This window comes from Polaromonas sp. (assembly GCF_010365105.1).
In the GTDB taxonomy this organism is placed as follows: Bacteria; Pseudomonadota; Gammaproteobacteria; order Burkholderiales; family Burkholderiaceae_C; genus Polaromonas.
In genome coordinates, this window is sequence record NZ_JAAFGZ010000001.1 from 35514 (window position 1) to 59849 (window position 24336).

At 63.2% G+C, this 24336-nt stretch carries 24 protein-coding genes; 3 read left to right on the forward strand and 21 right to left on the reverse strand.

Translation table 11 applies throughout. The annotated features are described in order from the left end of the window. Nucleotides 1-151: 151 nt before the first annotated feature. The 14 genes from GZ092_RS00150 to GZ092_RS00215 all read right to left on the reverse strand — a co-directional run bounded on the left by GZ092_RS00150 (nucleotide 152) and on the right by GZ092_RS00215 (nucleotide 14438). On the reverse strand, nucleotides 152-1546 hold the full coding sequence (locus tag GZ092_RS00150; protein ID WP_293633426.1) for a sigma 54-interacting transcriptional regulator: 1395 nt from the start codon (nucleotides 1544-1546) through the stop codon (nucleotides 152-154). Beyond that, nucleotides 1543-2205: a hypothetical protein gene (locus GZ092_RS00155; protein WP_293633428.1), complete on the reverse strand. Its 663-nt coding sequence runs from the start codon at nucleotides 2203-2205 to the stop codon at nucleotides 1543-1545. The genes GZ092_RS00150 and GZ092_RS00155 overlap by 4 nt, the downstream gene beginning before the upstream one ends. Continuing rightward, nucleotides 2189-3610: an ATP-binding protein gene (locus GZ092_RS00160; protein ID WP_293633430.1), complete on the reverse strand. Its 1422-nt coding sequence runs from the start codon at nucleotides 3608-3610 to the stop codon at nucleotides 2189-2191. Before GZ092_RS00160 ends, GZ092_RS00155 begins: the two co-directional genes overlap by 17 nt. A 30-nt stretch (nucleotides 3611-3640) precedes the next feature. Beyond that, entirely contained in the window at nucleotides 3641-4993 is a 1353-nt protein-coding gene (miaB, locus tag GZ092_RS00165) for a tRNA (N6-isopentenyl adenosine(37)-C2)-methylthiotransferase MiaB (RefSeq protein WP_293633432.1), read from the reverse strand. Between the two features lie 110 nt (nucleotides 4994-5103). Continuing rightward, nucleotides 5104-5526, reverse strand: a complete 423-nt coding sequence (locus GZ092_RS00170; protein ID WP_293633434.1) for a hypothetical protein — start codon at nucleotides 5524-5526, stop codon at nucleotides 5104-5106. Between the two features lie 112 nt (nucleotides 5527-5638). Next, complete coding sequence (locus GZ092_RS00175) at nucleotides 5639-6937, reverse strand: acyl-CoA dehydrogenase family protein (RefSeq protein ID WP_293633436.1); 1299 nt, start codon at nucleotides 6935-6937, stop codon at nucleotides 5639-5641. Between the two features lie 164 nt (nucleotides 6938-7101). Then, entirely contained in the window at nucleotides 7102-8586 is a 1485-nt protein-coding gene (ubiD, locus tag GZ092_RS00180) for a 4-hydroxy-3-polyprenylbenzoate decarboxylase (RefSeq protein ID WP_293633438.1), read from the reverse strand. A 451-nt stretch (nucleotides 8587-9037) separates the two neighbouring features. Next, nucleotides 9038-9649: a UbiX family flavin prenyltransferase gene (locus GZ092_RS00185; protein WP_293633440.1), complete on the reverse strand. Its 612-nt coding sequence runs from the start codon at nucleotides 9647-9649 to the stop codon at nucleotides 9038-9040. Nucleotides 9650-9748: 99 nt separating this feature from the next. Continuing rightward, complete coding sequence (locus GZ092_RS00190) at nucleotides 9749-10120, reverse strand: putative zinc-binding protein (RefSeq protein WP_293633442.1); 372 nt, start codon at nucleotides 10118-10120, stop codon at nucleotides 9749-9751. Beyond that, nucleotides 10117-10599 (reverse strand): SCP2 sterol-binding domain-containing protein, encoded by a 483-nt coding sequence (locus GZ092_RS00195; protein WP_293633444.1) that lies wholly within the window; start codon nucleotides 10597-10599, stop codon nucleotides 10117-10119. Before GZ092_RS00195 ends, GZ092_RS00190 begins: the two co-directional genes overlap by 4 nt. Before the next feature lie 14 nt (nucleotides 10600-10613). Next, on the reverse strand, nucleotides 10614-11231 hold the full coding sequence (locus GZ092_RS00200; protein ID WP_293633446.1) for a hemolysin III family protein: 618 nt from the start codon (nucleotides 11229-11231) through the stop codon (nucleotides 10614-10616). Between the two features lie 7 nt (nucleotides 11232-11238). Continuing rightward, a complete protein-coding gene (locus tag GZ092_RS00205; RefSeq protein WP_293633858.1) occupies nucleotides 11239-12141 on the reverse strand; it encodes a U32 family peptidase in 903 nt (300 codons plus the stop codon). Between the two features lie 14 nt (nucleotides 12142-12155). Continuing rightward, on the reverse strand, nucleotides 12156-13223 hold the full coding sequence (locus tag GZ092_RS00210) for a peptidase U32 family protein (protein WP_293633448.1): 1068 nt from the start codon (nucleotides 13221-13223) through the stop codon (nucleotides 12156-12158). Between the two features lie 420 nt (nucleotides 13224-13643). Next, nucleotides 13644-14438: an IclR family transcriptional regulator gene (locus GZ092_RS00215; RefSeq protein WP_293633450.1), complete on the reverse strand. Its 795-nt coding sequence runs from the start codon at nucleotides 14436-14438 to the stop codon at nucleotides 13644-13646. A gap of 113 nt (nucleotides 14439-14551) precedes the next feature. On the opposite strand from GZ092_RS00215, the gene GZ092_RS00220 reads away from it, so the two are divergent. From GZ092_RS00220 to GZ092_RS00230, 3 genes are all read left to right on the forward strand, one after another. Further along, a complete protein-coding gene (locus GZ092_RS00220) occupies nucleotides 14552-15520 on the forward strand; it encodes an MBL fold metallo-hydrolase (protein WP_293633452.1) in 969 nt (322 codons plus the stop codon). Between the two features lie 65 nt (nucleotides 15521-15585). Beyond that, the gene (locus tag GZ092_RS00225; RefSeq protein ID WP_293633454.1) at nucleotides 15586-17262 is read left to right on the forward strand and encodes an FAD-dependent oxidoreductase; all 1677 of its coding nucleotides are present in this window, start codon (nucleotides 15586-15588) and stop codon (nucleotides 17260-17262) included. 10 nt (nucleotides 17263-17272) lie between these two features. After that, on the forward strand, nucleotides 17273-17497 hold the full coding sequence (locus GZ092_RS00230; RefSeq protein ID WP_293633456.1) for a DUF2783 domain-containing protein: 225 nt from the start codon (nucleotides 17273-17275) through the stop codon (nucleotides 17495-17497). Between the two features lie 485 nt (nucleotides 17498-17982). Here the strand turns inward: GZ092_RS00230 and GZ092_RS00235 are convergent, their stop codons facing one another. The 7 genes from GZ092_RS00235 to GZ092_RS00265 all read right to left on the reverse strand — a co-directional run bounded on the left by GZ092_RS00235 (nucleotide 17983) and on the right by GZ092_RS00265 (nucleotide 24284). Further along, nucleotides 17983-19695 carry a phage major capsid protein gene (locus GZ092_RS00235; protein WP_293633458.1) on the reverse strand — a complete coding sequence of 571 codons (1713 nt, stop codon included), beginning with the start codon at nucleotides 19693-19695 and terminating at the stop codon, nucleotides 17983-17985. Continuing rightward, nucleotides 19692-19925 carry a hypothetical protein gene (locus tag GZ092_RS00240; protein WP_293633460.1) on the reverse strand — a complete coding sequence of 78 codons (234 nt, stop codon included), beginning with the start codon at nucleotides 19923-19925 and terminating at the stop codon, nucleotides 19692-19694. The genes GZ092_RS00235 and GZ092_RS00240 overlap by 4 nt, the downstream gene beginning before the upstream one ends. Before the next feature lie 69 nt (nucleotides 19926-19994). Then, nucleotides 19995-20534: a hypothetical protein gene (locus GZ092_RS00245; RefSeq protein ID WP_293633462.1), complete on the reverse strand. Its 540-nt coding sequence runs from the start codon at nucleotides 20532-20534 to the stop codon at nucleotides 19995-19997. A gap of 276 nt (nucleotides 20535-20810) precedes the next feature. Continuing rightward, nucleotides 20811-22358: a YfjI family protein gene (locus tag GZ092_RS00250; protein WP_293633464.1), complete on the reverse strand. Its 1548-nt coding sequence runs from the start codon at nucleotides 22356-22358 to the stop codon at nucleotides 20811-20813. Next, on the reverse strand, nucleotides 22355-23188 hold the full coding sequence (locus tag GZ092_RS00255) for a toprim domain-containing protein (protein ID WP_293633466.1): 834 nt from the start codon (nucleotides 23186-23188) through the stop codon (nucleotides 22355-22357). Before GZ092_RS00255 ends, GZ092_RS00250 begins: the two co-directional genes overlap by 4 nt. Next, complete coding sequence (locus GZ092_RS00260) at nucleotides 23185-23718, reverse strand: hypothetical protein (RefSeq protein ID WP_293633468.1); 534 nt, start codon at nucleotides 23716-23718, stop codon at nucleotides 23185-23187. Before GZ092_RS00260 ends, GZ092_RS00255 begins: the two co-directional genes overlap by 4 nt. After that, complete coding sequence (locus tag GZ092_RS00265; RefSeq protein ID WP_293633470.1) at nucleotides 23715-24284, reverse strand: hypothetical protein; 570 nt, start codon at nucleotides 24282-24284, stop codon at nucleotides 23715-23717. The genes GZ092_RS00260 and GZ092_RS00265 overlap by 4 nt, the downstream gene beginning before the upstream one ends. Between the last annotated feature and the right edge of the window lie 52 nt (nucleotides 24285-24336).

Consider the following 24336-nt stretch of genomic DNA (forward strand, 5'->3'; position numbering starts at 1 on the left):
ACCGTTTGGAATCGAGATGTGAATTTTCAGGCGGGGAATCCTGAAAAAACAGGCGAAAACCCCGGGTTTTGTCGCCAGACAGCGACAAAAATTCCGCCCATTTTGAAAAGTTGTTTGAAATCAAGGGCTTGGCTTGTCGCCAGAAAGCGACTCACTCCGGCGACGGCTGCGAGCTGTCGCTCTTGAAGTGGCCGGGTGTGAGGCTGTGCTTTTGCATCAGGCGGTAAAACTCGGTGCGGTTGCGGTCGGCCAGCCGGGCGGCGTCGGCCACGTTGCCGTCGGTCAGCTTCAACAGGCCGACCAGGTAGTCGCGCTCGAAGCGCTGTTTGGCTTCGGCAAAGGTCAGCACCTGGATGCTGGGCGAGCGCAGGGCGCGCTGTACCAGCGACAAAGAAATCAGCGGCGTGGCCGACAACGCGCAGACCTGCTCGACCACGTTGTAGAGCTGGCGCACATTGCCCGGCCAGGCGGCGGTGCCGAGGGCCTTCAGGGCTTCGGGCGCAAAGCCGCTCAGGCGCTTGTGGTACTTGGCCGCCAGCGTCACCAGGAAATGGTTGGCAAGCAGCGGGATGTCCTCGCGGCGTTCGGACAGCGGCGGCAGCGTGAGCGTGACGACATTGAGCCGGTAGTACAGGTCGGCGCGAAAGTCGCCCGCTTCCATGGCCGCATCCAGGTCGCGGTGGGTGGCCGAGATGATGCGCACATCGACCGGAAGCGACACGCTGGCGCCCACCGGCCGCACCTCGTGCTCCTGCAGCACCCGCAGCAGCTTGACCTGCAAGGCCGGCGGCATGTCGCCGATCTCGTCGAGCAGCAGCGTGCCGCCGTCGGCCGCCAGGAACAGGCCCTTGTGGTTGCTCACGGCGTCGGTAAAAGCGCCCTTGACATGGCCGAACAGTTCGGATTCGAGCAATGCCTCGGGAATGGCGCCGCAGTTGACCGCGATGAAGGGCTTGGCAGCGCGCGGGCTGGCCTGGTGGATCGCCTGGGCCAGCAGCTCCTTGCCGGTGCCGCTTTCGCCGCGCAGCAGCACGCTGGCATCGGTGGCGGCCACCATGTGGGCTTCGGCCAGCACCTCGGCCATGCGGCTGGAGCGGCTGATGAGGCGGGTTTGCCAGGCCTCGGCGCTGCCCAGCCGGGCCGGGGCCGGCGCGCTCAGCGACAGCGCCTCGGCAATCTTGTCGAGCAGGCCCTTGCCGTCGAAGGGTTTGGTCAGGTAGGTGAAGACGCCGCGTTCGGTGGCCTCGACCGCGTCGGGAATGGTGCCGTGCGCGGTCAGCAGGATCACCGGCAGCGATGGGTGCAGGGTGCGGATGTCGTCGAACAGCGCCAGCCCGTCCTTGCCGGGCAGGCGCACGTCGCTGAGCACCAGCTGCGGCCGCTTGAGCTGGAGTTCGGTCAGCGCGGCCTCGGCCGAGGTGACGGCCGTGACGCGGTAACCGGCGGCCGTGAGCCGCATGGTGAGCAGCCGAAGCATGTCGGCGTCGTCGTCAACCACCAGCAGGTTGGCTGCCGTGGGTGAGAGCGGGGCGGGTGCAAGCGTCATGGCGCTGGGGGTGGCGTGCGGCCACGGCTGGCGGGTGCCGACGCACCCGGCGCGGGCACGCGGCTGGTCAGGCTGCGTTCAATCGCCTTGAGCGCTTCCAGCCTTTCATTGGTCTGGTCGAGCCGGCGCTGGACTTCGCGGGTTTGCTGGTTCTGTTTTTCCAGCAGGTCTTCGATGCGGCGCTGTTCGCCATAGCGGGCGGCCAGCAGGCGGGCCAGCGGATGCAGCACCTGGGCCTGGGCATCGGGATTGGCCAGCAGCCGCGTCAGCACTTCCTGCGCGCGTATCAGCTCCGGCGTCTGGCGCAGCTGGCTGAGCACAATGGCCAGTTGCAACTGGCTGGGCGGCAGGTAGGGATTGCCCAGCCGCGCGACTTCCTGGTTCAATTCTGCAGAGGACATTGAACGGGCACGGTCTGCATAGGCCAGCACCCGGAGCACGGCTTCGCGTTCGGGCGCTGGCGCCGTGTCCGCCGAAAGCGGCGCCGGCGCTGCTGCGTTGCCGTTGGCGGCAGCGCTGCTGGCCGGTGCTGCCGGCTGGACGCCTTGGGGCGGCGCGACCAGCCCGCAGGCCGCCAGCAAGGCAGCCGCCAGACCCGCGCACGACAGGCGCAAGCCGGCCCTGCCGAAGTGCGCAAAAAACTCAGCTCTTGTAAACATGGGGAAACTCGATTCTGAAATGGGAACCCGCTTCCTGCGGCAGCAACTCGATGCGTCCGCCGTGTGCGGCGATGTATTCCTGCACGATCGACAGGCCGATGCCGCTGCCGCGAACGCCGCCCTGCGGCTGGCGCTCGCCCCGGTAAAAGGGCTCGAAAATCCGTTCCCGGTCAGCCGGCGCGACACCGGCACCCTGGTCCTGGATGTCGATATGCACCAGGCCAGGCTGCTGCCTCAGTGAAAGTTCAATGGTACCTTTGAGCGGCGAGTAGCGGATGGCGTTGGACAGCAGGTTGGCGAGCGCGGTACCTATTTTTTCCGGGTCCACTTCCATTTTCAAGGGCTCGCCGTTCACCACGATCTTCAGCTCCCGGGCGCGCCATTGCAGGCGCTGCGCATCGACCTGTTCCTCGATGAGCTGCAGCAGGTCCACGGTGCGGCGGTGCAGCTGGCGCGCCTCGAAGGCGGCGGTGTTGAAGCGCAGCAGGTCCTCGATCTGGCTTTGCAGCACGCCGGTGTTGTGTTTCAGGATTTGCGCAATTTCACGTTGATCCTGGCTCAGCGGGCCGGCCACGCCGTCTTCCAGCAGCGACACGCCTTCGCGCAGCGACGCCAGCGGCGTTTTCAACTCGTGCGAAATGTGGCGCAGAAAGCGCGACTTGTCCGCGTCCAGTTCCACCAGCCGTAGCCGCAGCCAGTTCAGCCGCTCGCCGACCAGCGCCAGGTCGGCTGGGCCGTTGATGGCAATCACCTGGTCGAGCCGGTTCTCGCCCAGGCCGACGATGGCGTTTTCCAGCCGCTTGAGCGGCCGGGTGAACCACACGCCGAAGGCCAGCGCCATGAAGACCGCCAGCACGATGGCCCCCGTGACCTGTTGCGCCAGGTGCTGGCGGCTGGTTTCGAGCTTTTCCTGCAGTGACTGGTTGCGCTGCTGGATGGCTTGCTGCACCTGAAGTGCAATGGCGGTGTTGATGCCTTCCAGTTCGCGGAATTCCTGCGCCAGCTGGTGCTCGCGGTCCAGCGCTGTGTCCAGCGGTCCGGTCAGCAGGTCAAGCATGGTGTCAAGGTGCGCACGCCAGGGCTTTTCACGGGCGGCCGGTATCTTTTCATGCGCCAGCCGCGCGAGGATGGCCGTGGCATCGCGGGCTTCGTCGCGAAAGCGCTGCCGCAGGATGCGGTCATCGAGCACCACCGACTGCCGCGAACTGCGCTCCATCGACACGCTTCGCTCGCGCAGCGACTGCGCCGCGCCGCTCAGGTCCAGTGCGCGCGCCGCATTGTCGCGGCTTTGCACGGTCAGGTCTTCCAGCGCAAACAGCGCGCGCAGCGACGCCGCGCCGAGCAGCGCGGCAATCAGCAGGAAGGCAATCACCAGCAGGGGCCGGAACGAAAACCGCTGCAGCATGGGCTTGGAAGGCAGGTTCAGAAGGCGCGCTCAGGCCGCAACGGCGGCAACGGTGTGGTCTTGCGTCAGGACTTCGCCACGCAGGGAACGCTGGCTGGTTTCGGTGATTTTTACATCGACCATCTGGCCGATCAGGCGCGGCTGGCCTTTCAGGATGACGACCCGGTTGCATTCGGTGCGGCCCATCAGCTCGGTCGCATCCTTGCGCGCCGTGCCTTCGACCAGAATGCGCTGCACCGTGCCGAGCCGGCTGGCGCTGATGGCGCGCACGCTGTCGTCGAGCACGGCCTGCAGATGCTGCAGGCGGCGCAGCTTGACCTCGTGCGGCGTGTCGTCCTCCAGATTCGCGGCCGGTGTGCCGGGGCGCGGGCTGAAGATGAAGCTGAACGAGGTGTCGTAACCGACGTCGTTCACCAGTTTCATCAGCTTGTCAAAGTCGTCCTCGGTCTCGCCCGGAAAGCCGACGATGAAGTCGCTGCTCATCGCCAGGTCGGGCCGGATGGCGCGCAGCTTCCTGATCGTGCTCTTGTATTCCATCGCCGTGTAGCCGCGCTTCATCGCCATCAGGATGCGGTCCGAGCCGTGCTGCACCGGCAAATGCAGGTGATTCACCAGCTTGGGCAGGCTGGCGTAGGCGTCGATCAGCCTCTGGGTAAATTCGTTCGGGTGGCTGGTGATGTAGCGGATGCGTTCGATGCCGGGAATCTCGGACACGTAGTCGAGCAGCGTGGCAAAGTCGGCAATCTCCGCCGTACCGCCCATGGTTCCGCGGTAGGCGTTGACGTTCTGGCCCAGCAGCGTGACTTCCTTCACGCCCTGGTCGGCCAGGCCGGCAACCTCGACCAGCACATCCTCGAACGGCCGCGAGACTTCCTCGCCGCGCGTGTATGGCACGACGCAGTAGCTGCAGTACTTGGAGCAGCCTTCCATGATGCTGACGAAAGCGCTGGCACCCTCGACCCGGGCTGGCGGCAGGTGGTCGAACTTCTCGATTTCCGGAAAGCTGATGTCCACCTGCGGCTTGCCCAGCCGGGCGCGGCTGGCGAGCAGTTGCGGCAGGCGGTGCAGCGTTTGCGGGCCGAACACCACGTCGACATAAGGCGCGCGCTGGATGATGGCCGCGCCTTCCTGGCTGGCGACGCATCCGCCGACGCCAATCAAGACGCCTTTTTTCTTCAGGTGCTTGACGCGTCCCAGGTCGCTGAAGACCTTTTCCTGCGCCTTTTCGCGCACCGAGCAGGTGTTGAACAAAATCAGGTCGGCCTCGTCCATGTCCTGCGTTTTTTCGTAGCCCTCGGCGGCATGCAGCACGTCACTCATCTTGTCCGAGTCGTACTCGTTCATCTGGCAGCCGAAGGTTTTGATGAATACTTTTTTGCTCATGGTGGTTTGCTACTGGATTGATAGCTGCTTGCGCCCGTGGATAGAGCGCAAAAGGCCAATTTGATTGATAAATTAGGGTTTTGACGGCTGGCCGGTCTGCGGCCGATGCGTCAGGGCGCCTTGGCGGTGGCCGGAACGGCGGCGTCGGCGTTGCTGCCAAAGCTGAACCAGGGCGCCTTGGTGTTGGGGCGCTTCAGCCTGGCTTCTGCGCTGTTGAGAATCCAGACTTCATGGACATTGCCGGCGTTTTCGCGCATGTAGTTGACGACGACTTTCTGTTTCACCAGCACGCCCGACATGACCAGCATGTTGTTGGCATCGCGGATGCGCGCGCCGGGCGACAGTCGGTCGGCCTTGCCGTCCAGCGTGATGACGGGCGGCGCCAGCACCACCATTTCACCGCGCAGGGCGGCGGCGGGAAATTGCCGGACAGCGTATCCGGCGCCGGTGGTGTCGTGGGCGCAGGACGCCAGGAGGGCCGATGCGGCCAGAACGGCCACGGTGACCAGGGTGTGCGGTGTGCAGCGGTTCATGGTTTGTATCCAGAGGCTGTGGTTGGGAAAGCCGGCCATTATCTCAGACCGGAATTTCTCCATGCTGGCGGGCAGGGGCTGCCAGCGCCCCATGCCTGCCAGCGCCGGGTTTTCAGCGGATGCGCGGCGGCGCCTGCAGTTGTTCGGGCGTGGTGAACCAGGCGCTGGATTCGCCCATGCGGCTGCGCGCCTGCGCCAGTTCGTGCCGTGCCACGCTGCGCAGGTGCACTTCGTCGGGTCCGTCCATCAGGTGCAGCGCGCGGCCCCAGGTCCAGAACTGCGCCAGCGGCGTATCGGGCGACAGGCCCATCGCGCCAAACACCTGCATGGCGCGGTCCACCACGCGGGTTTGCAGCCGCGCCGCCACCACCTTGATGGCGGCCACCTGCGCGCGCGTGGCCTGCGCGTTGGCCGCTTCCCCCTGGTCGAGCCGCCAGGCGGCATGCAGCACCAGCAGCCGCGCCTGGTCGATCTCGATGCGCGACTCGGCGATCCAGTCCTGCACATTGGAATAATCGGCCAGGTAGTGGCCAAAGGCCTGGCGCTCCAGCGTGCGCTCGGTGGCCAGCGCAAGCGCCAGTTCGCACTGGCCGATGGTGCGCATGCAATGGTGGATGCGGCCGGGGCCGAGCCGCGCCTGCGCCATCGCGAAACCGTCGCCCCAGCCGCCCAGCAGGCTCTCGCCCGGCACGCGCACGTCGCGCAGCAAAATCTCGCAGTGGCCTTCGGGCGCGTGGTGGTGCAGCATGGCAATGTTGCGCAGCACCCGGACGCCGGGGGTGTCCAGCGGCACCAGCACCAGGCTGTGCTGGTGGTGGCGTTGCGGCGAATCCGGGGCTGCGCCATCGCCCTCGTTGCGGCACATCACGATGAGCAGCCGGCAGTTCGGATGCGCCGCGCCGGTGATGAACCATTTGCGGCCACAGATCACGAGCTGGTCGCCGTCGCGACGCACGGTGGTTTGCAGGTTGGTCGGGTCGGACGACGCCACGTCGGGTTCTGACATGGCGAAGGCCGAGCGGATCGTGCCTTCGAGCAGCGGCGTGAGCCACTGGGCGCTTTGCGCTGGCGTGGCAAAGCGGTGCAGCAGCTCGATGTTGCCGGTGTCGGGCGCGCTGCAGTTGAAGACTTCGGCGCCCCAGGGCAGCCGGCCCATGGTTTCGGCCAGCGGCGCGTAGTCGAGGTTGCACAGCCGGGTGCCGGGCTCGTGCGCCTTCAGGCCGGGAAGGAACAGGTTCCACAGGCCTTCTTCGCGGGCCAGGCTTTTGAGGTCTTCCAGGAAGGGCGGCGGGTAGATGCCGTTTTGCACCGAGTGGTGCCAGGCCGGGTTGTAGGGCAGCAGGTAGCGCTGCAGGAAAGCTTCCAGGCGCTGGTTGAGTTCTTGCGCTGTGGGGGAGTGGGAAAAGTCCATCCGCCATTGTCGAAGCGGCTTGGGCTTGCTGTCATCACGCAGGCGACAGCTGCGGCAGGGTCATTCCATTTCCAAATCATTCCGATAGGTCGTTGCTTCGCCTTGCCGTGCTGCAGCACTGTCTGCGGCTTCGCGCCTAATCTAGAAATGATCTGGAAATGGAATCACAGGCCCAGCGACTCGTACAAGACGTCCATGCGCGCCGTTACATCGGCATCCATGGCGATGGTGCGGCCCCATTCGCGCTGGGTTTCGCCGGGCCACTTGTTGGTCGCGTCCAGGCCCATCTTGCTGCCCAGGCCGCTCACCGGCGAGGCAAAGTCCAGGTAGTCGATCGGCGTGTGCTCGACCAGCAGGGTGTCGCGCGCCGGGTCCATGCGGGTGGTGATGGCCCAGATGACTTCGCGCCAGTCGCGCACATTCACATCGTCATCGACCACGACGATGAACTTGGTGTACATGAACTGGCGCAGGTGGCTCCACACGCCCATCATCACGCGCCGGGCATGGCCGGGATAGGCTTTCTTGATCTTCACCACGGCCATGCGGTAGCTGCAGCCTTCGGGCGGCAGGTAAAAGTCCAGGATTTCGGGAAACTGGCGCTGCAGCAGCGGAATGAACAGCTCGTTGAGCGCCAGGCCCAGCACGGCGGGCTCGTCGGGCGGCTTGCCGGTGTAGGTTGAGTGGTAGATCGGGTCGCGGCGCAGCGTGATGCGGTCCACGGTGAACACCGGGAACTCGGCCTGCTCGTTGTAATAGCCGGTGTGGTCGCCGTACGGGCCTTCGAGCGCATGCTGAAAGCCGCTCTTGTGGCTGGCGTCGGGGTAAATATGGCCTTCGAGCACGATCTCGGCCGAGGCGGGTATGCGCAGCGGCACGCCCAACGCCTTGACGACTTCGGTGCGCGCGCCGCGCAGCAGGCCGGCGAACTGGTATTCGGACAGGCTGTCGGGCACCGGGGTGACCGCGCCCAGAATGGTCGCCGGGTCGGCACCCAGCGCCACCGCCACCGGATACGGCTGGCCGGGATGGGCCAGGCCATGGTCGCGAAAATCCTGCGCGCCGCCCCGGTGCGCGAGCCAGCGCATGACGAGCTGGTTGCGCGAGAGCACCTGCTGGCGGTAGATGCCCAGGTTTTGCCGCGCCTTGTGCGGCCCCTGCGTGATCACCAGTCCCCAGGTGATGAGCGGCGCCACATCGCCGGGCCAGCAGTGCTGCACCGGCAGCCTGGCCAGATCGACATCGTTGCCTTCCCACACCACGTCGTGGCAAGGGGCCGAGCTGCGCTCTTTGGGTGCCATGTTCCACAGGGTTTTCAGCAGGCCGCCCATGCCGAGCATGTCCTTGAAGCCCTTGGGCGGCTCGGGCTCTTTCAGCGCGGCCAGCAGCTCGCCGAACGGGCGCAGGCCCTGCAGGTCGGCCACGCCCATGGCGCGTGCCACGCGGGCCGGGGTGCCGAAGAGGTTGGCCAGCACCGGCATGGTGTGGCCGGTGGGCTGCTCGAACAGGATGGCGGGGCCGCCTGCGCGCAGCACTCGGTCGCACAGGGCGGTCATTTCCAGGTGCGGCGAGACCGGCTGCCTGACGCGGCGCAACTCGCCGGACTGCTCCAGTTGGGCGATGAAGTCGCGCAGGTCTTGGTAGGGCATGGGTTGGCTTTTGGTTTTACTTCCTCTCCCTCTGGGGGATGGCTGGGGCGAGGGATTTTTGGTGAAAATTGACGTTTGCGCTTTCTGGGTATGCGCGGGTAGCTATTGTTTTTATAGTGGTTGACTGGTTGACTGGTTGACTGGTTGACTGGTTGACTGGTTTGAGTTCCGGGGCCGGGAATCGCCCGGCGGCGACTCACTTTTCTTTGGCTATCGCCAAAGAAAAGTAAGCAAAAGAAAGGCGACCCGCAGTCCGGGTCCCTTCGCTTCGGGCAACCTGCGCTGCCCGGCAAAAGCGGGGGTCCGCGCAAACTCGCCTGCGGCTCAATCAGCGCGCGGCCCTGATCCCGCTTTTGCCGGTCATCACAGGCCCGGCCAGGACGGGTTTGATTCAGGAGCGGGTTCGGGTTCGGGTTCGGATGCGGACGCGGACGCGGACGCTGGTGCTTGCTCAGGCTGCTTCAGCCAACTCCATGCCTTCCCAGCGCTTGGCCAGGTTGTGCGGTACGTCGAGCAGGTCGAGTGCGCGGGCTACGCTGTGGTTGACGATGTCGCCGATGGACTGCGGGTGCAGGTAAAACGCGGGCACGGGCGGGCAGATGATGCCGCCCATTTCGGTCACGCTGAGCATGTTGCGCAGGTGCGTGGCGTGCAGCGGCGACTCGCGCACCAGGAGCACCAGGCGGCGGCGCTCCTTGAGCATGACGTCGGCGGCGCGCGTGAGCAGGTTGTCGCTCAGGCCATGCGCCACCGCCGCGAGCGTGCGCATCGAGCAGGGTGCAATCACCATGCCGCTGCAGGCAAAGGAGCCGCTGGCAATGGCCGCGCCGAGGTTGTGCGCGTCATGCACTTCGTCGGCCATGTCTTCGATGAAGTCGCGGTCCATGTCGAGTTCATGCTCGATGTTGCGCCAGCCGGTGTCCGACACCACCAGGTGCGACTCGACGCCGGGGGTATCACGCAGCACCTGCAGCAGGCGCGCGCCATAAACGGCACCGCTGGCGCCCGAGATGGCGACGATGATGCGGCGTGGCGCGGAAATGTGGGCGAAGGCGGTGCTCATGGGGCAGCCAGGTCCGGAGTGCGGGTTGCGAATGTCTGCTGGAGAGATGCGTTTGTCATGTCAATGGATGGCTTTTTGCCCGGTGTTTCAATGGATAGGTCAGCTTTCGCATGATAGGTCGGCTTTTACCTGTTCTAGCACCGTGGTGGCCTGCGCGATGTCAAAGTCTTCATGCAGGCGTTTTTTAATGCCATATTGCTGCAACTGGTAATGCCGTCCGGGCGTGATGCCGTGGCGCGCCAGGCTGTTTTTCACGCAGACCAGTGGGCAGCCGTCGAGCGCAATAATGGTCCGGCCCGACCGCGCCGTCTTGAGCAGGCTGGGCACGTCGCCGCCGATGCCGGCAATGCACGACATTTCGGCCACGCCGCTGCGGTCTAGCCGCACTGCGACATGGTTGGCCAGTTGCGCGGCACTGGAGCAGCCCGAGCAGGCGTACACCAAGGGCAGGGGGTTGTTCTGTGCACTCATGATCCCGTTCGCGAGCGCCATGCCGTCAAGCGCCCCAGCACCTGGTGCGGCGCAAATTGCTGCAGGTCGAACACGGGAAGCTCCAGAGCGTCGAGCGCATTTTTCACGACCAGGCCCAGTTCCGTGTCGCCTTCGATGGACAGGCGGCGGCTGAAGAACAGCGTGTCGGGGTCTTCCTGGCGCTGCGCCAGACGCAAAAAGTCGTGTGCGCTGGCGCTGAGGGTCAGATCGGTGGATTGCTGTTTCGGGCAGGCGGCAAAGCGCTGGCCGGTCCAGCCAAAGTCAAAAGTCAGGCGGGCATCGCGCACATGGATGCGCAGTTTTTTGTCCAGCAACAGCTGGCGCACGTCGTCAGGCAGTTGTTTGGCCAGCACCAGGTTCAACCCGCTGACCAGCAACAGCGAGCCCGGATAGGCCGGCAGGCGGGACAGCAGCGCGCCCACGGGGCGGGGCATTTCAAAAGAAGAAGTTGCAGTCATTTCGGTCCGGTGAGTCAGGCCACGTAAAGCAGCACGGTGAAGAAGTGGCAGATGCTGCCGCCCAGTACAAACAGGTGCCACAGGCCGTGGCCGTGGCGCACCCGGTGATCCAGTACATAAAAAACAATGCCCAGTGTGTAACAGGCGCCACCCGCTGCCAGCCAGGCAAAGCCGGCCGGCGTGAGCGCCTTCCATAGCGGCAAGACCGCCACCATGGCCAGCCAGCCCATGAGGATGTAAATGATCAGCGAGACGATGCGCGCGCCTTTGGCCAGCCAGATTTCCTGGACGATACCCACCAGCGCCAGCCCCCAGATCACGCCAAAAAGCCACCAGCCCCAGATGCCGCGCAGCGACACCAGCGCAAACGGCGTGTAGGTGCCGGCAATCAGTAGGTAAATCGAGCAGTGGTCGAACTTGCGCAGCACATTCTTGGCCGGGCCGCGCACACTGTGATAAAGCGTGGAAAACACATAAAGCAGCACCAGCATGGCGCCGTAGATGCTGAAGCTGACGATTTTCCAGGGGTCGCCCAGGCGCGCCGCCAGCACGATCAGCACCACCGAGCCGGCCAGCGCCAGCGCCGCACCCACCAGGTGGCTGATGCTGTTGAAGCGCTCGCCGTGGTACATCGGTAGATCAGGCCGCGACGACCGCCTTGATAAGCTCTTGCCCCGGGCGACCGTGCCAGTAACCATTGCATCCCGGCGCCGGCATGAGCGGCTGCATGCGCGCCAGCGCCTCGTGCGGCGCCAGTGCCTGCGTTCGGGCCGCGTCAAACAGGGCCACGATGTCGCTCATGTGCTGCGCCTGCGGACTTAGGCGAAGCACATCGACACCGAGCGCGCGCATCTCATCCAGCGAATCGACCAGGTTGTACACCTTGGACGACTGGGTTTGCGTGCCGTTGATCACCAGGAACTCTTCGCTCTCGCGCGTCTTGAGCAGCAGGCCGTCAGGGTGATCGAGGCAGCTGAAGCGGCAGTCGTCCTTGGGCAGGTTGCGGTGCCGCGCGGTGAAGCAGCGCGCCGAAAAAGCCAGTGGCATGCGGCCATAGGCAAACACTTCGGTTTGCAGTCCCTGGGGCCGGCCTTGCTGCAATACGGCCAGATCGTCCTTTTTCATCTCCAGCGGCATGACCCAGCGGCTCGCACCCAGCGACGCCATCCATTGCAGTGAAGGCAGGTTGTAGAGGTTGAGTTGCGGCCCGGCCACGAACGGCACCTTGCCCGCCAGACGCTGCACCGCGCCCATGTCGTTGGCTTCGACCCCAAAATTGCCGTTGGCGGCAATCTTGTGCATGGTGCCCACCTCGGCGCCCGATTCGAGCAGCACCTGCGTGGACAGCACCACCTCCTTGCCGGCGTCCTGCAGCCTGGCAGCGATGTCCAGCCAGTCGGCCAGGCGCAACTCATGGCGGCGCGAACAGACGGTTTCGCCGAGGTAGACCACATCGACCGGTGTGGCGGCCATCGCCTGGTAAAAGCTGAAAACGGTGTCACGCGGCCAGTAGTACTGCAGCGGACCGAGCGCAAGTTTCAAAGCAGGAGTCATCGTCATTTCCAGGGCCTGTGGTAAGCGCCCAGTGTGTGCTGCTGGCCTTCAGCCACCTTGTCCAGGCTGGTCATCCAGGCCGGCTTGGGGGCGTAACGGTGCGGGTTGGCAATGCAATGGTCAATCGCTTCACGCCATGTTTTGGTCACCTGCGCAACATAGGCCGGGCTGCGTTGGCGTCCTTCGATCTTGATGGCGCGAACACCCATCTTCATGAGCTGGGGCAGGAGTTCGAGCGTGTTCAGGCTGGTGGGTTCCTCGATGGCGTAATAGTTTTCATCATCGCCGACATCGAATCGCCCCTTGCACAGCGTGGGGTAGCCGGCGTTTTCGCCATCGGCATAACGGTCGATCAGCACACCGTTCAGGCGCGATTCCAGACCCTTGGGCGTTTGCTGCCAGCGCACCGCCTTGGCTGGCGAGCACACGCCATGCGTGTTGGGCGACTCGCCCGTCACATACGACGACAGCGCGCAGCGTCCCTCGACCATGACGCACAGGCTGCCAAAGCCGAACACCTCGATTTCCACCGGCGTTTTTTCGATCACCTGCTCCACCTGCGTCAGCGACAGCACGCGCGGCAGCACGGCGCGCACCACGCCGAACTGTTCGCGGTAAAAATTGATGGCGTCGTAATTCGTGGCCGAACCCTGCACCGACAGGTGCAGGCGCAGCGTGGGGTAGGTTGACGCGGCATACTGCATGAGCCCCGGATCAGCCAGGATCACCGCGTCCACGCCCAGGTCCGCCGCCTTGTCCAACGCCGTGCGCCAGAGGCCCGGGTTGGACGCCTGAGGGTAGGTGTTGAGCGCCATGAACACCTTGCAGCCGCGTTCATGGGCGTAGCGGATGCCGGTGGCAATCGCTGCTTCGTCAAAGTTCAGGCCGGCAAAATTGCGGGCATTGGTCGCATCGCGCAGGCCCAGGTAGACGCAACTGGCGCCGTTGTCGACCGCTGCTTTCAGCGCCGGCAGGCTGCCAGCGGGGCAGACCAGTTCAAAGGGGGCGGGCTGCGGCGCGACAGCCGGGGCAGCCGCTGCGGTATCGGGGGGAAGTGAAAAGGAGGCCATGCGGGATCAGGGTTCTGGCATGAGGCCCGGAGCAGGCTCATCGCACGGCCGGAAGATTACGCCTTTGCCTGGCATCGTATTTTGATCCTGGTCAAGGGGACGGGTCGGGCAACAGCGGTTGGGGTTTTACGTGCCTGCGCCAGCGGCAGACAAAGTGCCTCACCGCTGCGGGCCGTCTCGAACGCCTCAGCCATCAGCCCTGCGCCGGCTGCTTTGTCGCCCAGCCTGCCCAGTCTTTCGAAAGCGCGGTCGATCACCGTTCGCCCACGCAAAATCCGGTGTCGATGTGGGTCGAAGCCAAAACTCCAGCGACGCCTGCACGGCCGGCTTCAGGCGCTTGCTGCGCCTTGCGCAGCGGCCTTGCCATGAAGCCCGCGGGCAAGCGCCGACCTGATCAGCAGGGCGTGAAGCGCACTGCCCTCACGGGTTCGGTTCCGAAAATCCCAGCCGTGCCGAAATGCCGCCTGCGACGTCTTTCAGGATGCGGGCGTTCTCGCCTTGCCAGTCGGGGTCGAACCCGCCGGTCGGGCCAATGACCGTCAACACCAGCGCGACCTGGCCGTTGTGGTCGAACACCGGCACGGCGAATGCGCTGACGCCCGGTATCGGTTGCCCGATGACGCGCGCCATGCCGCGCAGGCGCACTTCCTGCAGGTCGGGCTGCATCTTGGGCCAGCTGCGCAGGGCGCCGACGACCTGCGCAAAGGCCTGCGGATGCATCGATTGCTCGACGAAGCGCTGCATTTTCTCGGCCGGCAGGTAGGCGCCAAACACCATGCCGGTGGCGGTCGTCAGCGCCATCACGGTGCCGGGACGCAGGTTCATGTGGATCGGATGGCTCGATTCCTCCAGGTGAATCACCGTGGGGCCGGCATTGCCCCAGACCGACAGCGCCACCGTGTGGTGAATCCGCTGCTCAAGCGCCACCGCAGCGGCCATGCCCAGCCGGACCGGATTGAGCTGGCGCAGGCCGGCAATGCCCATGCGCAGCGCCAGCGCACCCAGACCGTAGCGGCCGGACACCGGGTCCTGCGCCACCAGGCCGATCTTGCCAAAGCTCACCAGATAGGGGTGCGCCTTGGCGGGGGTCATCCGGGCCGTTTCGGCCAGCTGCTTGAGGGTCATCGCGCTGCCCGAGTCGGCCAGCGCCGCCAGCAACTGCCCGCCGACTTCGATCGACTGGATGCCGCGCCTTTCTTTTTCTTCGTTCTGCATTGAATTCCTTTGGCCATCTTGCGTAGTCGACTGAAAATTTGTCATCAACAAATGAGTTGTACCATGTTTAAATTAAGTCTATGCTTCAAGCCATATTTAAAAAGGAGTTTTCCATGAGCAGCCCAGCCTTCGCCTCCGTGGCCGACCTTGAAGTCAAAAAAACCACCTTTCTCCAGCTGTCCGAACATTGCTGGGCCTACACCGCCGAAGGCGACCCAAACACCGGCGTCATCATCGGCGACGACTCGGTGCTGATCTGCGATGCACTGGCCACCCCCGTCATGGCCCAGGGCCTGATTGCCGAAATCCGCCGCGTGACCGACAAGCCGATCAAGTACGTTGTGCTGTCGCACTACCACGCAGTGCGGGTGCTGGGGGCTTCGGGCTACCTCGATGCCGGCCTGCAGGAAATCATTGCCAGCCAGGGCACCTATGAAATGATCGTCGAGCGCGGCGCCCAGGACATCCAGTCCGAATACGAGCGTTTTCCGCGCCTGTTCCAGAATTTCGACTCGATTCCCGGCCTGACCTGGCCGACGCTGGTGTTCAGGGACGAAATGACGCTGTGGATGGGTTCGCTCGAAGTCAAGATCATGCACCCCGGCGCCGGCCACACGCGCGGCGACACGATCGTCTGGGTGCCGTCCGAGCAGGTGCTGTTCTCCGGCGACCTGGTCGAAGCTGACGCCGCCTGCTACACCGGTGATGCCCAGCTGGAGGAATGGCCGGCTACGCTCGATGTGCTGGCCGCGCTGGGCGCGCAAAAGCTGGTGCCCGGACGCGGCCCGGCGCTGCTGACGCCCGAACGCGTCACCGAAGGCCTGGACTACACCCGCGATTTCGTCACCACGCTGCTGGGCGCTGCCCGGGAAGCGGTGGCCCAGGGCATGAACCTGAACCAGGCCATGGCGCACGCACGCAAGGCGATGGACCCGAAGTTCGGCCAGGTCTTCATCTACGAGCACTGCCTGCCGTTTGACGTGACGCGCGCGGTCGACGAGGCCAGCGGCATCAAGCATCCGCGCATCTGGACCGCCGAACGCGACCGCGAAATGTGGCACGGCCTGCAGGCTGCCGGCTGATTTTTGCACCCGCCTTGCGCTGTGTTGCGGATGCAGCGGGAACTATCACCAAAAGACAGGCCACCATGCTGAGCACCTACCAATATCCGAAATACGACTATGTCCAGCCGCCCGAGCAAAAGAGCGGCGAAACCAGGCGCCATCCGGTGGTAGTGGTCGGTGCCGGGCCAGTCGGACTGGCGGCGGCGATTGACCTGGCGCAGTCAGGCGTGCCGGTGTTGTTGCTCGATGACGATGACACCGTGTCGCTTGGCTCGCGCGGCGTCTGCTATGCCAAGCGCACGCTGGAGGTGCTGGACCGGCTGGGCGTCGGCAATGCCTGTATCGATAAAGGCGTCAGCTGGAACGTTGGCCGCACCTTTTTTGAGGGCCAGGAGGTCTACCATTTCGACCTGCTGCCGCAGCCCGACCACAAGCGCCCGGGCATGATCAACCTGCAGCAGTATTACCTTGAAGAGTTCGAAGTCAGGCGCGCCCGGGAACTGCCCAACCTGGAACTGCGCTTTCGCCACAAGGTGGTGGACGTTGCGCCCGATGGCCAAGGCGCCACCTTGCAGGTCGAAACGCCCGATGGCGTCTATACGCTGGAAACCGACTGGCTGGTGGTGGCCGATGGCGCGCGCAGCCCGATTCGCCGCATGATGAAGCTGGACATCGACGGCAAGGTGTTCAAGGACCGCTTCCTGATTGCCGATGTGGTGATGAAGGCCGACTTTCCCCATGAACGCTGGTTCTGGTTCGACCCGCCCTTTCATCGTGGCCAGTCGGTGCTGCTGCACCGTCAGGCCGACCAGGTTTACCGCATCGATTTTCAGCTGGGCTGGCAGGCGGACCCGGAAGAAGAGAAAAAACCTGAAAACGTGATTCCGCGTATCCAGGCGATGCTCGGCGATGACCGTCCGTTCGAGCTGGAATGGGTCAGCGTCTACACCTTCCAGTGCCGGCGCATGCACAAGTTGCGGCATGGGCGTGTGCTGTTTGTCGGCGATGCCGCGCACCAGGTGTCGCCGTTTGGCGCGCGCGGCGCCAACTCCGGCATCCAGGACGCCGACAACCTGGCCTGGAAGCTCAGCCTGGTGATTGGCGGCCAGGCACCCGAGGCGCTGCTTGACAGCTATTGCGAAGAGCGCGGCTTTGCCGCCGACGAAAACCTCATGAACTCGACGCGCTCGACCGACTTCATCACGCCCAAGAGCAAGACCTCGCTGATGTTCCGCAATGCCGTCCTGACGCTGGCCAAGGACCATGCGTTTGCCCGGGCGCTGGTCAATTCCGGTCGCTTGTCGGTGCCGGCCTGCCTGAGCGCGTCACGGCTGAACACGCCGGACAGCGACCCGTTTGAGGGCAGCATGCAGCCTGGCGCGGCGATGGACGATGCACCGATGCAGGAAGACGGTCAGGCGTGCTGGTTGCTGGACCGCGTCGGTGGCCGTTTCATGGCGCTGGTCTGTGTCAGCGACCCGACCGCGCTTGACGCGGCGACGCTTAACGCCTTCCATGCGCTGTCGGCTGGTGCGATTCCGGTAGAGGTCGTGCTGGTTTCACCCGGGCCGGGCAGGGCGCCCGAGGGATTGCGGGTTTTCAGGGACAGCGCCGGTCGCTTTGCCGAGCGCTATGACAGCCAGCCCGGAACGGTCTATTTGCTGCGCCCTGACCAGCATGTCGCTGCCCGCTGGCGTAATTTTGAGCTGGACACCGTCCGGGCGGCGCTGGCCCGTGCAAGCGCGACCCTTCATTCATGAGAAAGCCGGCATGACCTTGAACCTGAACCCTAATTTTTCCAAGATCGGCAAGCATTACCGCCACGCCTTTTCAGCCGGCGACGATTTTTATGAAATGCTGATTGACACCCATCAAGGCTTGAGCGACGAGCAAAGCGCCATGGTCAACGCCCGGCTGGTGCTGCTGCTGTCCAACCATATTGGCGACCTCGCCATTCTGAAAGAAGCCATGAAGATGGCACGCGAAGGCGTCTGATCGCGCCACGGGCTGGCCGGAAAAGCAAAAAGCCCCGCAAGTCATGGACTTGCGGGGCTTTTCAGTATCTGGTGATAGGTACGATTGAAGGATGGCTGGAAACCCGCATGGATAGGGGGTTTCACTTTTAAAAACCTCATTTTGTTCCCCCGTTTGTTCCCCCGCTTTGCTTCTGCTACCCCCTTTTTTGCCTGTTTTGAAACATCGCGCCGGATGAAGTCAGCGCCGACTCCTTTTTAAATAAATTCTCGCTGTCGTCGGCTTGCCACAGGTCAGTCCGGCACCATTCAGCCCCAGCCCACTACCCCATCGACAATGTCGACAAACTCGACAGACTGCTTCAGGCAAACGCAAAAAAGCCCGGTCTTGCCAGGCTTGATTGGAAATAGGTGCCAGCCACGCACCCGAAATGTATACCGCTGGCTGTCGGGGTTTTGCGTCACCGCATAAGGGGCACTCGCCGACTAATCCCCGTCAAAACTGTCTTAGCGAACGCCAGTCACCAAAGCGAAGGCTTTGGGGTAGAACACGGCGGTATCCATGCGCACATGGCACAGGAAAGCGATCTGGCCTTTTTGGGCAAAGGCTTCTTCCAGCACCTGAATGCTCAGGTTTTCCCGCATGGCCAGTGCCATTTTTGTGAAGTCACCAATGTAGATTTCAGAGCAATCAGCGCTGGTGCCCACCGTCAGGTTGTCCGGCACCTGCGATGTGCCCACGATCTTCAGGTTTTGCAGCATGGACGGCACCTGCAAAGGCTGGCCGGTCGTGTCTGCCAATGCGCCCAGCTTGACCAGCGAACGCGGGGACATGATGGCCGCGTTGGGCATCGGCGCGTCAGCGCCCAGGATGGCCTGAACGCCACTGAACAGGTTGCCATAGCTGGCCAGCACCGCGCCGTTTGCGCCGTTGATGACGGCATTGACACCGGCCGTGTTCAGCAGGCCTCGGGGCACTGGCGTGATGCCACTGCCACGCAGGCCCACGCGGTCGATTTCCTTGGCGAACGCCTGCGCAATGGTTTCACGCAGTGCGCTGTCGATGTTGGTTGCATCGGCCAGCAGTTCACGGCTGATTTTGACGATGAACGCCAGGCTGTGCGGTGTGACGACCAGATTTTTGAAGGTCGGGGCGCTGTCGACGACATCATCGTTTTCATTGCGCCATCCGGCCACGGGCAATGCATCCACAGCCGCGAACGAATAATTTTTAGCGCCCTCGTCCAGAGGAACAATGCCGACACCTGCCTGCAACAAGCTAGACGCAGGCACCAGCGCAGCCAGAATTTCAGGCATCACCAGGCTGGGAACGGCGTAGCCTCCTGACGAATCAACACCCACAGAAAGCGCACGGGCGGCGGCTGCGGTGGTTTTCATGCGGGCAATACCGCGAATGAAGTCCGTCAAGCCCAGCGCTTCGCCGCCTTGCGCGCGCTTGGCGTAATGCGCCCGGAAGTCGTCAGCGCTGCGCAGCACGTTCATGCTGCCAGACTCAGGGGTGATTGTTTGGATATCCGCGCAACCCGCAGTTACCAGCGGCTTGTTGGACATGGCACGGATGGCTTCGACTTGAAACTGTTCGACCGTATGGCCGGCCTGAATGGAGCGAATGGCCAGCTCGGCACCGCCTGGCATGACGGCAGCGATGGCGCTGATTTCAGCGGCGTGATTACGGGTTTCAGCAACAAGGGGTAAGTCAGTAGTTTTCATTGGAGTTTCTTGCGTTTGTTTTTGCGGAAGGGAAAGGGTGTGACGGCGAAAAAATCCTGCAGCCGTATCGGCTGGTACAGCCACGGCAGAGACTTCAAAAGGCTGAAAGCCGAACTTTCGGACTGCTTGTCCATTGATGGTCAAAGGCGTGCCCTCGTCGGTCATGTAGCCGACTGAAACGCCTGTAACGATTCCGGCGCTCACGTCGGCCAAAATCTCGCTGGCTCGGGCAGATTGACCAAAGATGGCCAGGCCGCGCAATTTGTTGCCGTCAACGCGAACATTGCGCACGATGCCAATATTCAACTGATTGGCGTTGTGTGATTCGATCAGCGGCAAGTCGCCGCGAGAAAGGTCTACCCGCGACATATCGAGAACTTCGATATAGCCGTTGCGCTGATACGGCGTGTCCGTGGCAATCACCACGGGTACGGACCGCGCATCAAGATCAGCTTGGCCCAGGCTTGCCTTACGGTACAGCGCGTTCATTTGAACTGTCTGTCGCGCAAGGTGAAAATCAGCATAGACGCCAGGCCAAAGGCAGCGTCTTCGCTCAGCTGGGTAGCGGCGGAAAAGCCAGGGCCTTCAATCTTGATACTCAGGTCGCGGTGGATTGACACCTGAACCGGCTTGTCTGCCGGGTGTGTTGGCTTGATGGGCCGGTCAGCCAGAAAGGAAATTCCGGCATCGTTGATTTCAATAAATGGAGGTGTTTTCATGGATGGGTATGGAGGTGATGAATCGATCATCACCCCAGACCCTCCAATGACACACAAGACGATTTACTGTCAGGGCTTGCCCTCAACCACGCGCAATACCTGGCGCATGGATTTCGGCAATTCCGTGCCGAACTGCTGATGCAAATTCAAAAGATAAGCAAAAACATCAGCCTCGGTCACCTGGCTGGCGTCAGGCGGGGTTTTCAGCATATCGGCCACCTGCTGCGCTTTTGCCGTCTTGCAGCCTTCTGGCTGCGCGTCATACAAGTGTTTGATGGCGGCGTCCCGAACCATCCGACGCTCCACCTTCGCGGGCACGTCGTGCGCCCCTCCTTGCCTTGGACGCAATCCCAGATTCCCGGTAATGTCGAGTTGACCGTCCAAGTATTGCCGAAATGCACGGGCCACGATGACGGCTGCGTCTCCAGGTACGACGCGGTTCGTCTCCAGACAATCGACGGCAATGCGCAAGGCCTGCAGCGGGGTTATTGCCGTGGGGGGTTGGTGCCACCAGGCACAAATCACTGAATTCGTAGTGCTCTCCTTTTTCGGGTTTTTAATGGTTGCCGGGTAGCGTGTATTCACTTCAACACGTTCACCGTTCACCATTTGCCAACCTCATGCGCTAACGGTTTCACGCGGTTCGAATTACCCTTGGCTGGCGGACCTCCACTAGGACCCGATGACGGGGGTAGGTGGCGCACATGGCCACATCGGCCAGCCACCTCTACCCCTAACGACAATGTCGACAAACTCGACACACTCAGTTTCCCGCCCCGGTCTGTCGAGTTTGTCGACATTGTCGTGGTGCGTACGGCTATATGGCTGTAAGTCATTGATATAGAAAGAAAAAGGTTAAAAAATAGCTTATTGCGACAAACCCGGTTATGTCGCCAGCACCTTTGGGTTGACGCTGTAGGCAGTGGTTGGTGGTGCACCCTTGTTATGGCGCTTGAACTCGCGCACCACGTCCTGCTGCTCCAGTCGCGCCAGTGCCTTCTGCAGACGGTCCATGCTGCGAAAGCGCCCCTCCTGCGCCTTCTGGCATTCGCGCCTGGTGAAGTCGGTTCGTTCGTTGGCACGGATCCATTTGAGGATGGCCACTGCATCGTTGTCCACGGCGTCGGTGCCAAGCAGACCGAAAGCCGCTTGCGCATGAGGTATCAGCAGCCTACCCAGCTTCAGCGCCTTGTCCATTGATGCATGGCTTACCTCAACAGCCTGCAGCCCTGTCTCAGCCAGCTCCAGCACCGCAGCGATGCGCGCCACTGCACCAGGTAGCTTGCTGGTCCAGTCGTTGATGGATTCATAGCGCCCGCCTTCGCCTTGCTGGTGCTCGATCTCCTCGGCCAGGTCAAGCCATACATCACGCGCAGCCTCGGACAGGGTCAGCACCTTGGGTGCTTCTACCGCGCCAGGCACGCCCTCCAATAGGCTGAACAGATAGTCTTGGTACTCAGCCGCCACCTCCTCAGGGATGGGCGTGTGCTTGCGCACATCCCGCGTGCCCACGTTGCTCGCTGGCATGGCGTACAGAAACCGCGCCAGCAGCCCGGAACCCCGAAAGCGCGATGATCCGGCCACCTCTGACATCACGTCAGGCTGCAGCATCAGGCCAAAGGACAGCGCTGGTTTGTCCACATGGGCAGACCGCCCGGCCCGGTCAACCCGCATGGGCGTTCCCGCATGGCCCTGCAGGAACACGTCGATATTCGCCGCGCCGCCGTTGTAGATACCAGCCATGATGAGGAAGATTCCCGCCTCATCTGAGTGCACCGCCATGCGCTCGCCGTGCTCTACCAGCATTGCCTGCAGCCGCTCGGCGGTCGTGTCGCCCGTGAACAGACGCGGTGCCCGTATCTCCTCGGGCATCTCGGTTTCCTCGCGCTCCACCTCGGCGCGGATGGCTTCGCGCTCGCTGGGTTCTTTGGCTTTGGCGGCGTCCTGCAACAGCCGCTCGATGCGTTTTTTTGCCACCGCCCTTGTGGCGTTGACCTTGGCGATATCGCTGCGCATCCGGTCCCGCAGTAGCTTTTCCCAGCGCACCAGCGGCCCCAGCATGGCATTCAAGACCGCTGATTTGCGCGTCCCGCTGGGGGATGCGCTCAGGGTCCACAGCGCCAGCGGTTCGGTGTAGCTGTCGCCAAAGGGTGAAACCTCGAACCGGCGGTGAAGCACCGTGGCCAGCACTGCCAATCCGCACATCACCGCCAGGGCGGGCGGCGTCTGTGTGCTTGCCGACACGGCCCGCGCCATATCGGCCATCCACGACGGCAACACCTCAGGCGGAATAGGCGGCGTGCGTAGCGTGCCCGGCAAGATAGGGTCAGGCCAGACGGGCGGCTCCACCGAAGGCACGGCCTGGTCAATTTGCCGCTGCACCTCTTCAATGCTCGCCATGGCTGCCAGGTCGTTGAAGTCGGTCGCGTTCATGCCGACACCTCCGGGAACTTGGGCACGGCCAGAAAGCCGCCCACGGTTCGCGCCGCTGCCTGCGCATGCGTCACGCCGGGGTTGCCCTGCGTCGCAAAATCGTTGTCTGCACAGACGATCATCCGCAATGCCGGAAACTTGCTGCGTAGCGCCTTCGCCACGGCCACCAGATTGCCGCAGTTGAAGGCCACGGCCACGGCCCGCCCGGTTGCCTGGTGCAAGGTGCTCGCCGTCGCCAGTCCCTCGCACAGCAGCAGTGAATCCACCGGCCGGCCGATGGCGAAGTAACAGCCCACGATGCGCCCGCCAGTCAGAAAGCGTTTCGAGCCGTCCGCGCCGATGAACTGCAGCGTGTGCAGCTCGCCACGCACATCACGCGCCGCGATCACCAGCGCGCCGTTCAATTGGCGAATGCCATACGCGCCGATTTGCTTGCGCTGCAGGTAGGGATGGGCATTCGTGGCTGGATGCGCCAAGGCCCACAGCTTTGCCGCCCGCTCGCGTGCCGTCGCCTGCACATTGGCCTGCTCAGCCGCCCGCGCCGCCCGCATGGCAAACATTTGGCGGTGCATTTCTGCCTGTTCTGCCGGTGTGGCCGGTTTGCTTGTGCGCTGCTCGCACCATGTATGCGACTCGCCGGTTTTCCAGCTGCCGAACGCGCCAGCCATCACTGGATGGCTGTACATCACGGCCCAGCCGTTGCGGCTGCCCGCCTTGTCGCCATCGATGCGGTAGCGCTGCAGCTTGCCGTCGCCTGCCAGGTCAAGATCACCGTGTGGGGCCAAGCCAGCGGCGGCGATGGATTGTCTGAATTGGTCGGTGGTACTCATGCTGCCACCTTTTCTGCTTGTTTTGTGCGCTTCGCTTGGCGGGCACTCTTCATGCGGGTGTTGAATTCGGCACGATGCCGGGCTTCACGTTCTGCATAGAAGTCGCGCTGTTTTTCTGCCATTTCAATCTTGCGTTCCAGCCACGGCCTGTTATTGCCGTGCTTGCCCATGAATTTGACGGCCTCCGCCATGACTTCCATGAAGGCAGCAGACGCACCGCGCCGCCCCGGCTTGCCCGTGGGGTCGTTGCCTGCATGGATGGCGTCCTCGATGACCCTTGTCACGTCGATACGCGGCCCATTAGTGCATTCCAGCGCGGCCAACAATTCAGCAGCGCAGCGGTGGCCTGTCAGCCAGCCAGCGCAGTAATCTTCTGCCGGAACATCAAAACAATTTTCACTTTTGAAGGCACCCAGGCGGTTCAGCTCGATGGTGAAAAACGACAATTCGCCCCGCTGGGTAAGCCTGCCATCGGCATGACGAACCACGGAATGAACCGGCGTGAATGGGGTGGTGGTTGCGGCGTTCATGCAGCACCGCCGATCTTGGCTTCGCTGCAGGCTTGTTTCAGCATGGACAGGGCGCGGTTTGCGCGGCCAGTTGCAGCGTGCAATGCCGATGGGGTGCCTGGCAGGCGGATGAAGTAAAGCGCCGTGGTGAGGGCGTTTTCAATGGCTTGCTGGCGGGCGATGGTGTCCAGTGTGGACGTGGTGGGGGTGTTGACAGAGGTCATGGCTTCGGCTCCGGAATGAGACAAAAAGCCACCGTTTGCGTTATTAAGCGCATAGGGTGGACGGGATGTTAATAACATGGATTCCGCCATGCGGCCAGCCTTGCGGACAAGCCCATCCCGCCCGTAAACCAAAGTATTCGGACGTGAAAAAACGCAACTTAAGGCGTGCGTAAATGCCCCGGAATCAATGACAGTGTTATTAAGCACCGGCCCCAGCAGTTCTGGGGATGCGAGGAATGTAGCACAGCGTTTCAGCGCCGTGTAGCGTTTTTTCTGTCCTGGTGCTACATTTGCCGTGTGAATCTTGATAGCCGTCGTGGTGGTGTGGTAGCCCCCGACGGCTTTTCTTTTGGGCGCGCTCATTTGGCAACCCTCGACTTTTTGAACCAGCGGCCAGGTGCAGCGCACCAGACCA

What these genes read in the sequence shown, in the direction of transcription:
- ubiD (WP_293633438.1), bottom strand. Translation starts at nt 8,586, where the DNA reads ATGCCCTACCAAGACCTGCGCGACTTCATCGCCCAACTGGAGCAGTCC.
- GZ092_RS00255 (WP_293633466.1), bottom strand. Translation starts at nt 23,188, where the DNA reads ATGAGTACCACCGACCAATTCAGACAATCCATCGCCGCCGCTGGCTTG.
- GZ092_RS00185 (WP_293633440.1), bottom strand. Translation starts at nt 9,649, where the DNA reads ATGAGCACCGCCTTCGCCCACATTTCCGCGCCACGCCGCATCATCGTC.
- GZ092_RS00155 (WP_293633428.1), bottom strand. Translation starts at nt 2,205, where the DNA reads ATGTTTACAAGAGCTGAGTTTTTTGCGCACTTCGGCAGGGCCGGCTTG.
- GZ092_RS00170 (WP_293633434.1), bottom strand. Translation starts at nt 5,526, where the DNA reads ATGAACCGCTGCACACCGCACACCCTGGTCACCGTGGCCGTTCTGGCC.
- GZ092_RS00200 (WP_293633446.1), bottom strand. Translation starts at nt 11,231, where the DNA reads ATGTACCACGGCGAGCGCTTCAACAGCATCAGCCACCTGGTGGGTGCG.
- GZ092_RS00265 (WP_293633470.1), bottom strand. Translation starts at nt 24,284, where the DNA reads ATGAGCGCGCCCAAAAGAAAAGCCGTCGGGGGCTACCACACCACCACG.
- GZ092_RS00150 (WP_293633426.1), bottom strand. Translation starts at nt 1,546, where the DNA reads ATGACGCTTGCACCCGCCCCGCTCTCACCCACGGCAGCCAACCTGCTG.
- GZ092_RS00240 (WP_293633460.1), bottom strand. Translation starts at nt 19,925, where the DNA reads ATGAAAACACCTCCATTTATTGAAATCAACGATGCCGGAATTTCCTTT.
- GZ092_RS00190 (WP_293633442.1), bottom strand. Translation starts at nt 10,120, where the DNA reads ATGAGTGCACAGAACAACCCCCTGCCCTTGGTGTACGCCTGCTCGGGC.
- miaB (WP_293633432.1), bottom strand. Translation starts at nt 4,993, where the DNA reads ATGAGCAAAAAAGTATTCATCAAAACCTTCGGCTGCCAGATGAACGAG.
- GZ092_RS00160 (WP_293633430.1), bottom strand. Translation starts at nt 3,610, where the DNA reads ATGCTGCAGCGGTTTTCGTTCCGGCCCCTGCTGGTGATTGCCTTCCTG.
- GZ092_RS00230 (WP_293633456.1), top strand. Translation starts at nt 17,273, where the DNA reads ATGACCTTGAACCTGAACCCTAATTTTTCCAAGATCGGCAAGCATTAC.
- GZ092_RS00235 (WP_293633458.1), bottom strand. Translation starts at nt 19,695, where the DNA reads ATGAACGCGCTGTACCGTAAGGCAAGCCTGGGCCAAGCTGATCTTGAT.
- GZ092_RS00215 (WP_293633450.1), bottom strand. Translation starts at nt 14,438, where the DNA reads ATGCAGAACGAAGAAAAAGAAAGGCGCGGCATCCAGTCGATCGAAGTC.
- GZ092_RS00225 (WP_293633454.1), top strand. Translation starts at nt 15,586, where the DNA reads ATGCTGAGCACCTACCAATATCCGAAATACGACTATGTCCAGCCGCCC.
- GZ092_RS00245 (WP_293633462.1), bottom strand. Translation starts at nt 20,534, where the DNA reads ATGGTGAACGGTGAACGTGTTGAAGTGAATACACGCTACCCGGCAACC.
- GZ092_RS00210 (WP_293633448.1), bottom strand. Translation starts at nt 13,223, where the DNA reads ATGGCCTCCTTTTCACTTCCCCCCGATACCGCAGCGGCTGCCCCGGCT.
- GZ092_RS00220 (WP_293633452.1), top strand. Translation starts at nt 14,552, where the DNA reads ATGAGCAGCCCAGCCTTCGCCTCCGTGGCCGACCTTGAAGTCAAAAAA.
- GZ092_RS00260 (WP_293633468.1), bottom strand. Translation starts at nt 23,718, where the DNA reads ATGAACGCCGCAACCACCACCCCATTCACGCCGGTTCATTCCGTGGTT.
- GZ092_RS00195 (WP_293633444.1), bottom strand. Translation starts at nt 10,599, where the DNA reads ATGACTGCAACTTCTTCTTTTGAAATGCCCCGCCCCGTGGGCGCGCTG.
- GZ092_RS00250 (WP_293633464.1), bottom strand. Translation starts at nt 22,358, where the DNA reads ATGAACGCGACCGACTTCAACGACCTGGCAGCCATGGCGAGCATTGAA.
- GZ092_RS00175 (WP_293633436.1), bottom strand. Translation starts at nt 6,937, where the DNA reads ATGGACTTTTCCCACTCCCCCACAGCGCAAGAACTCAACCAGCGCCTG.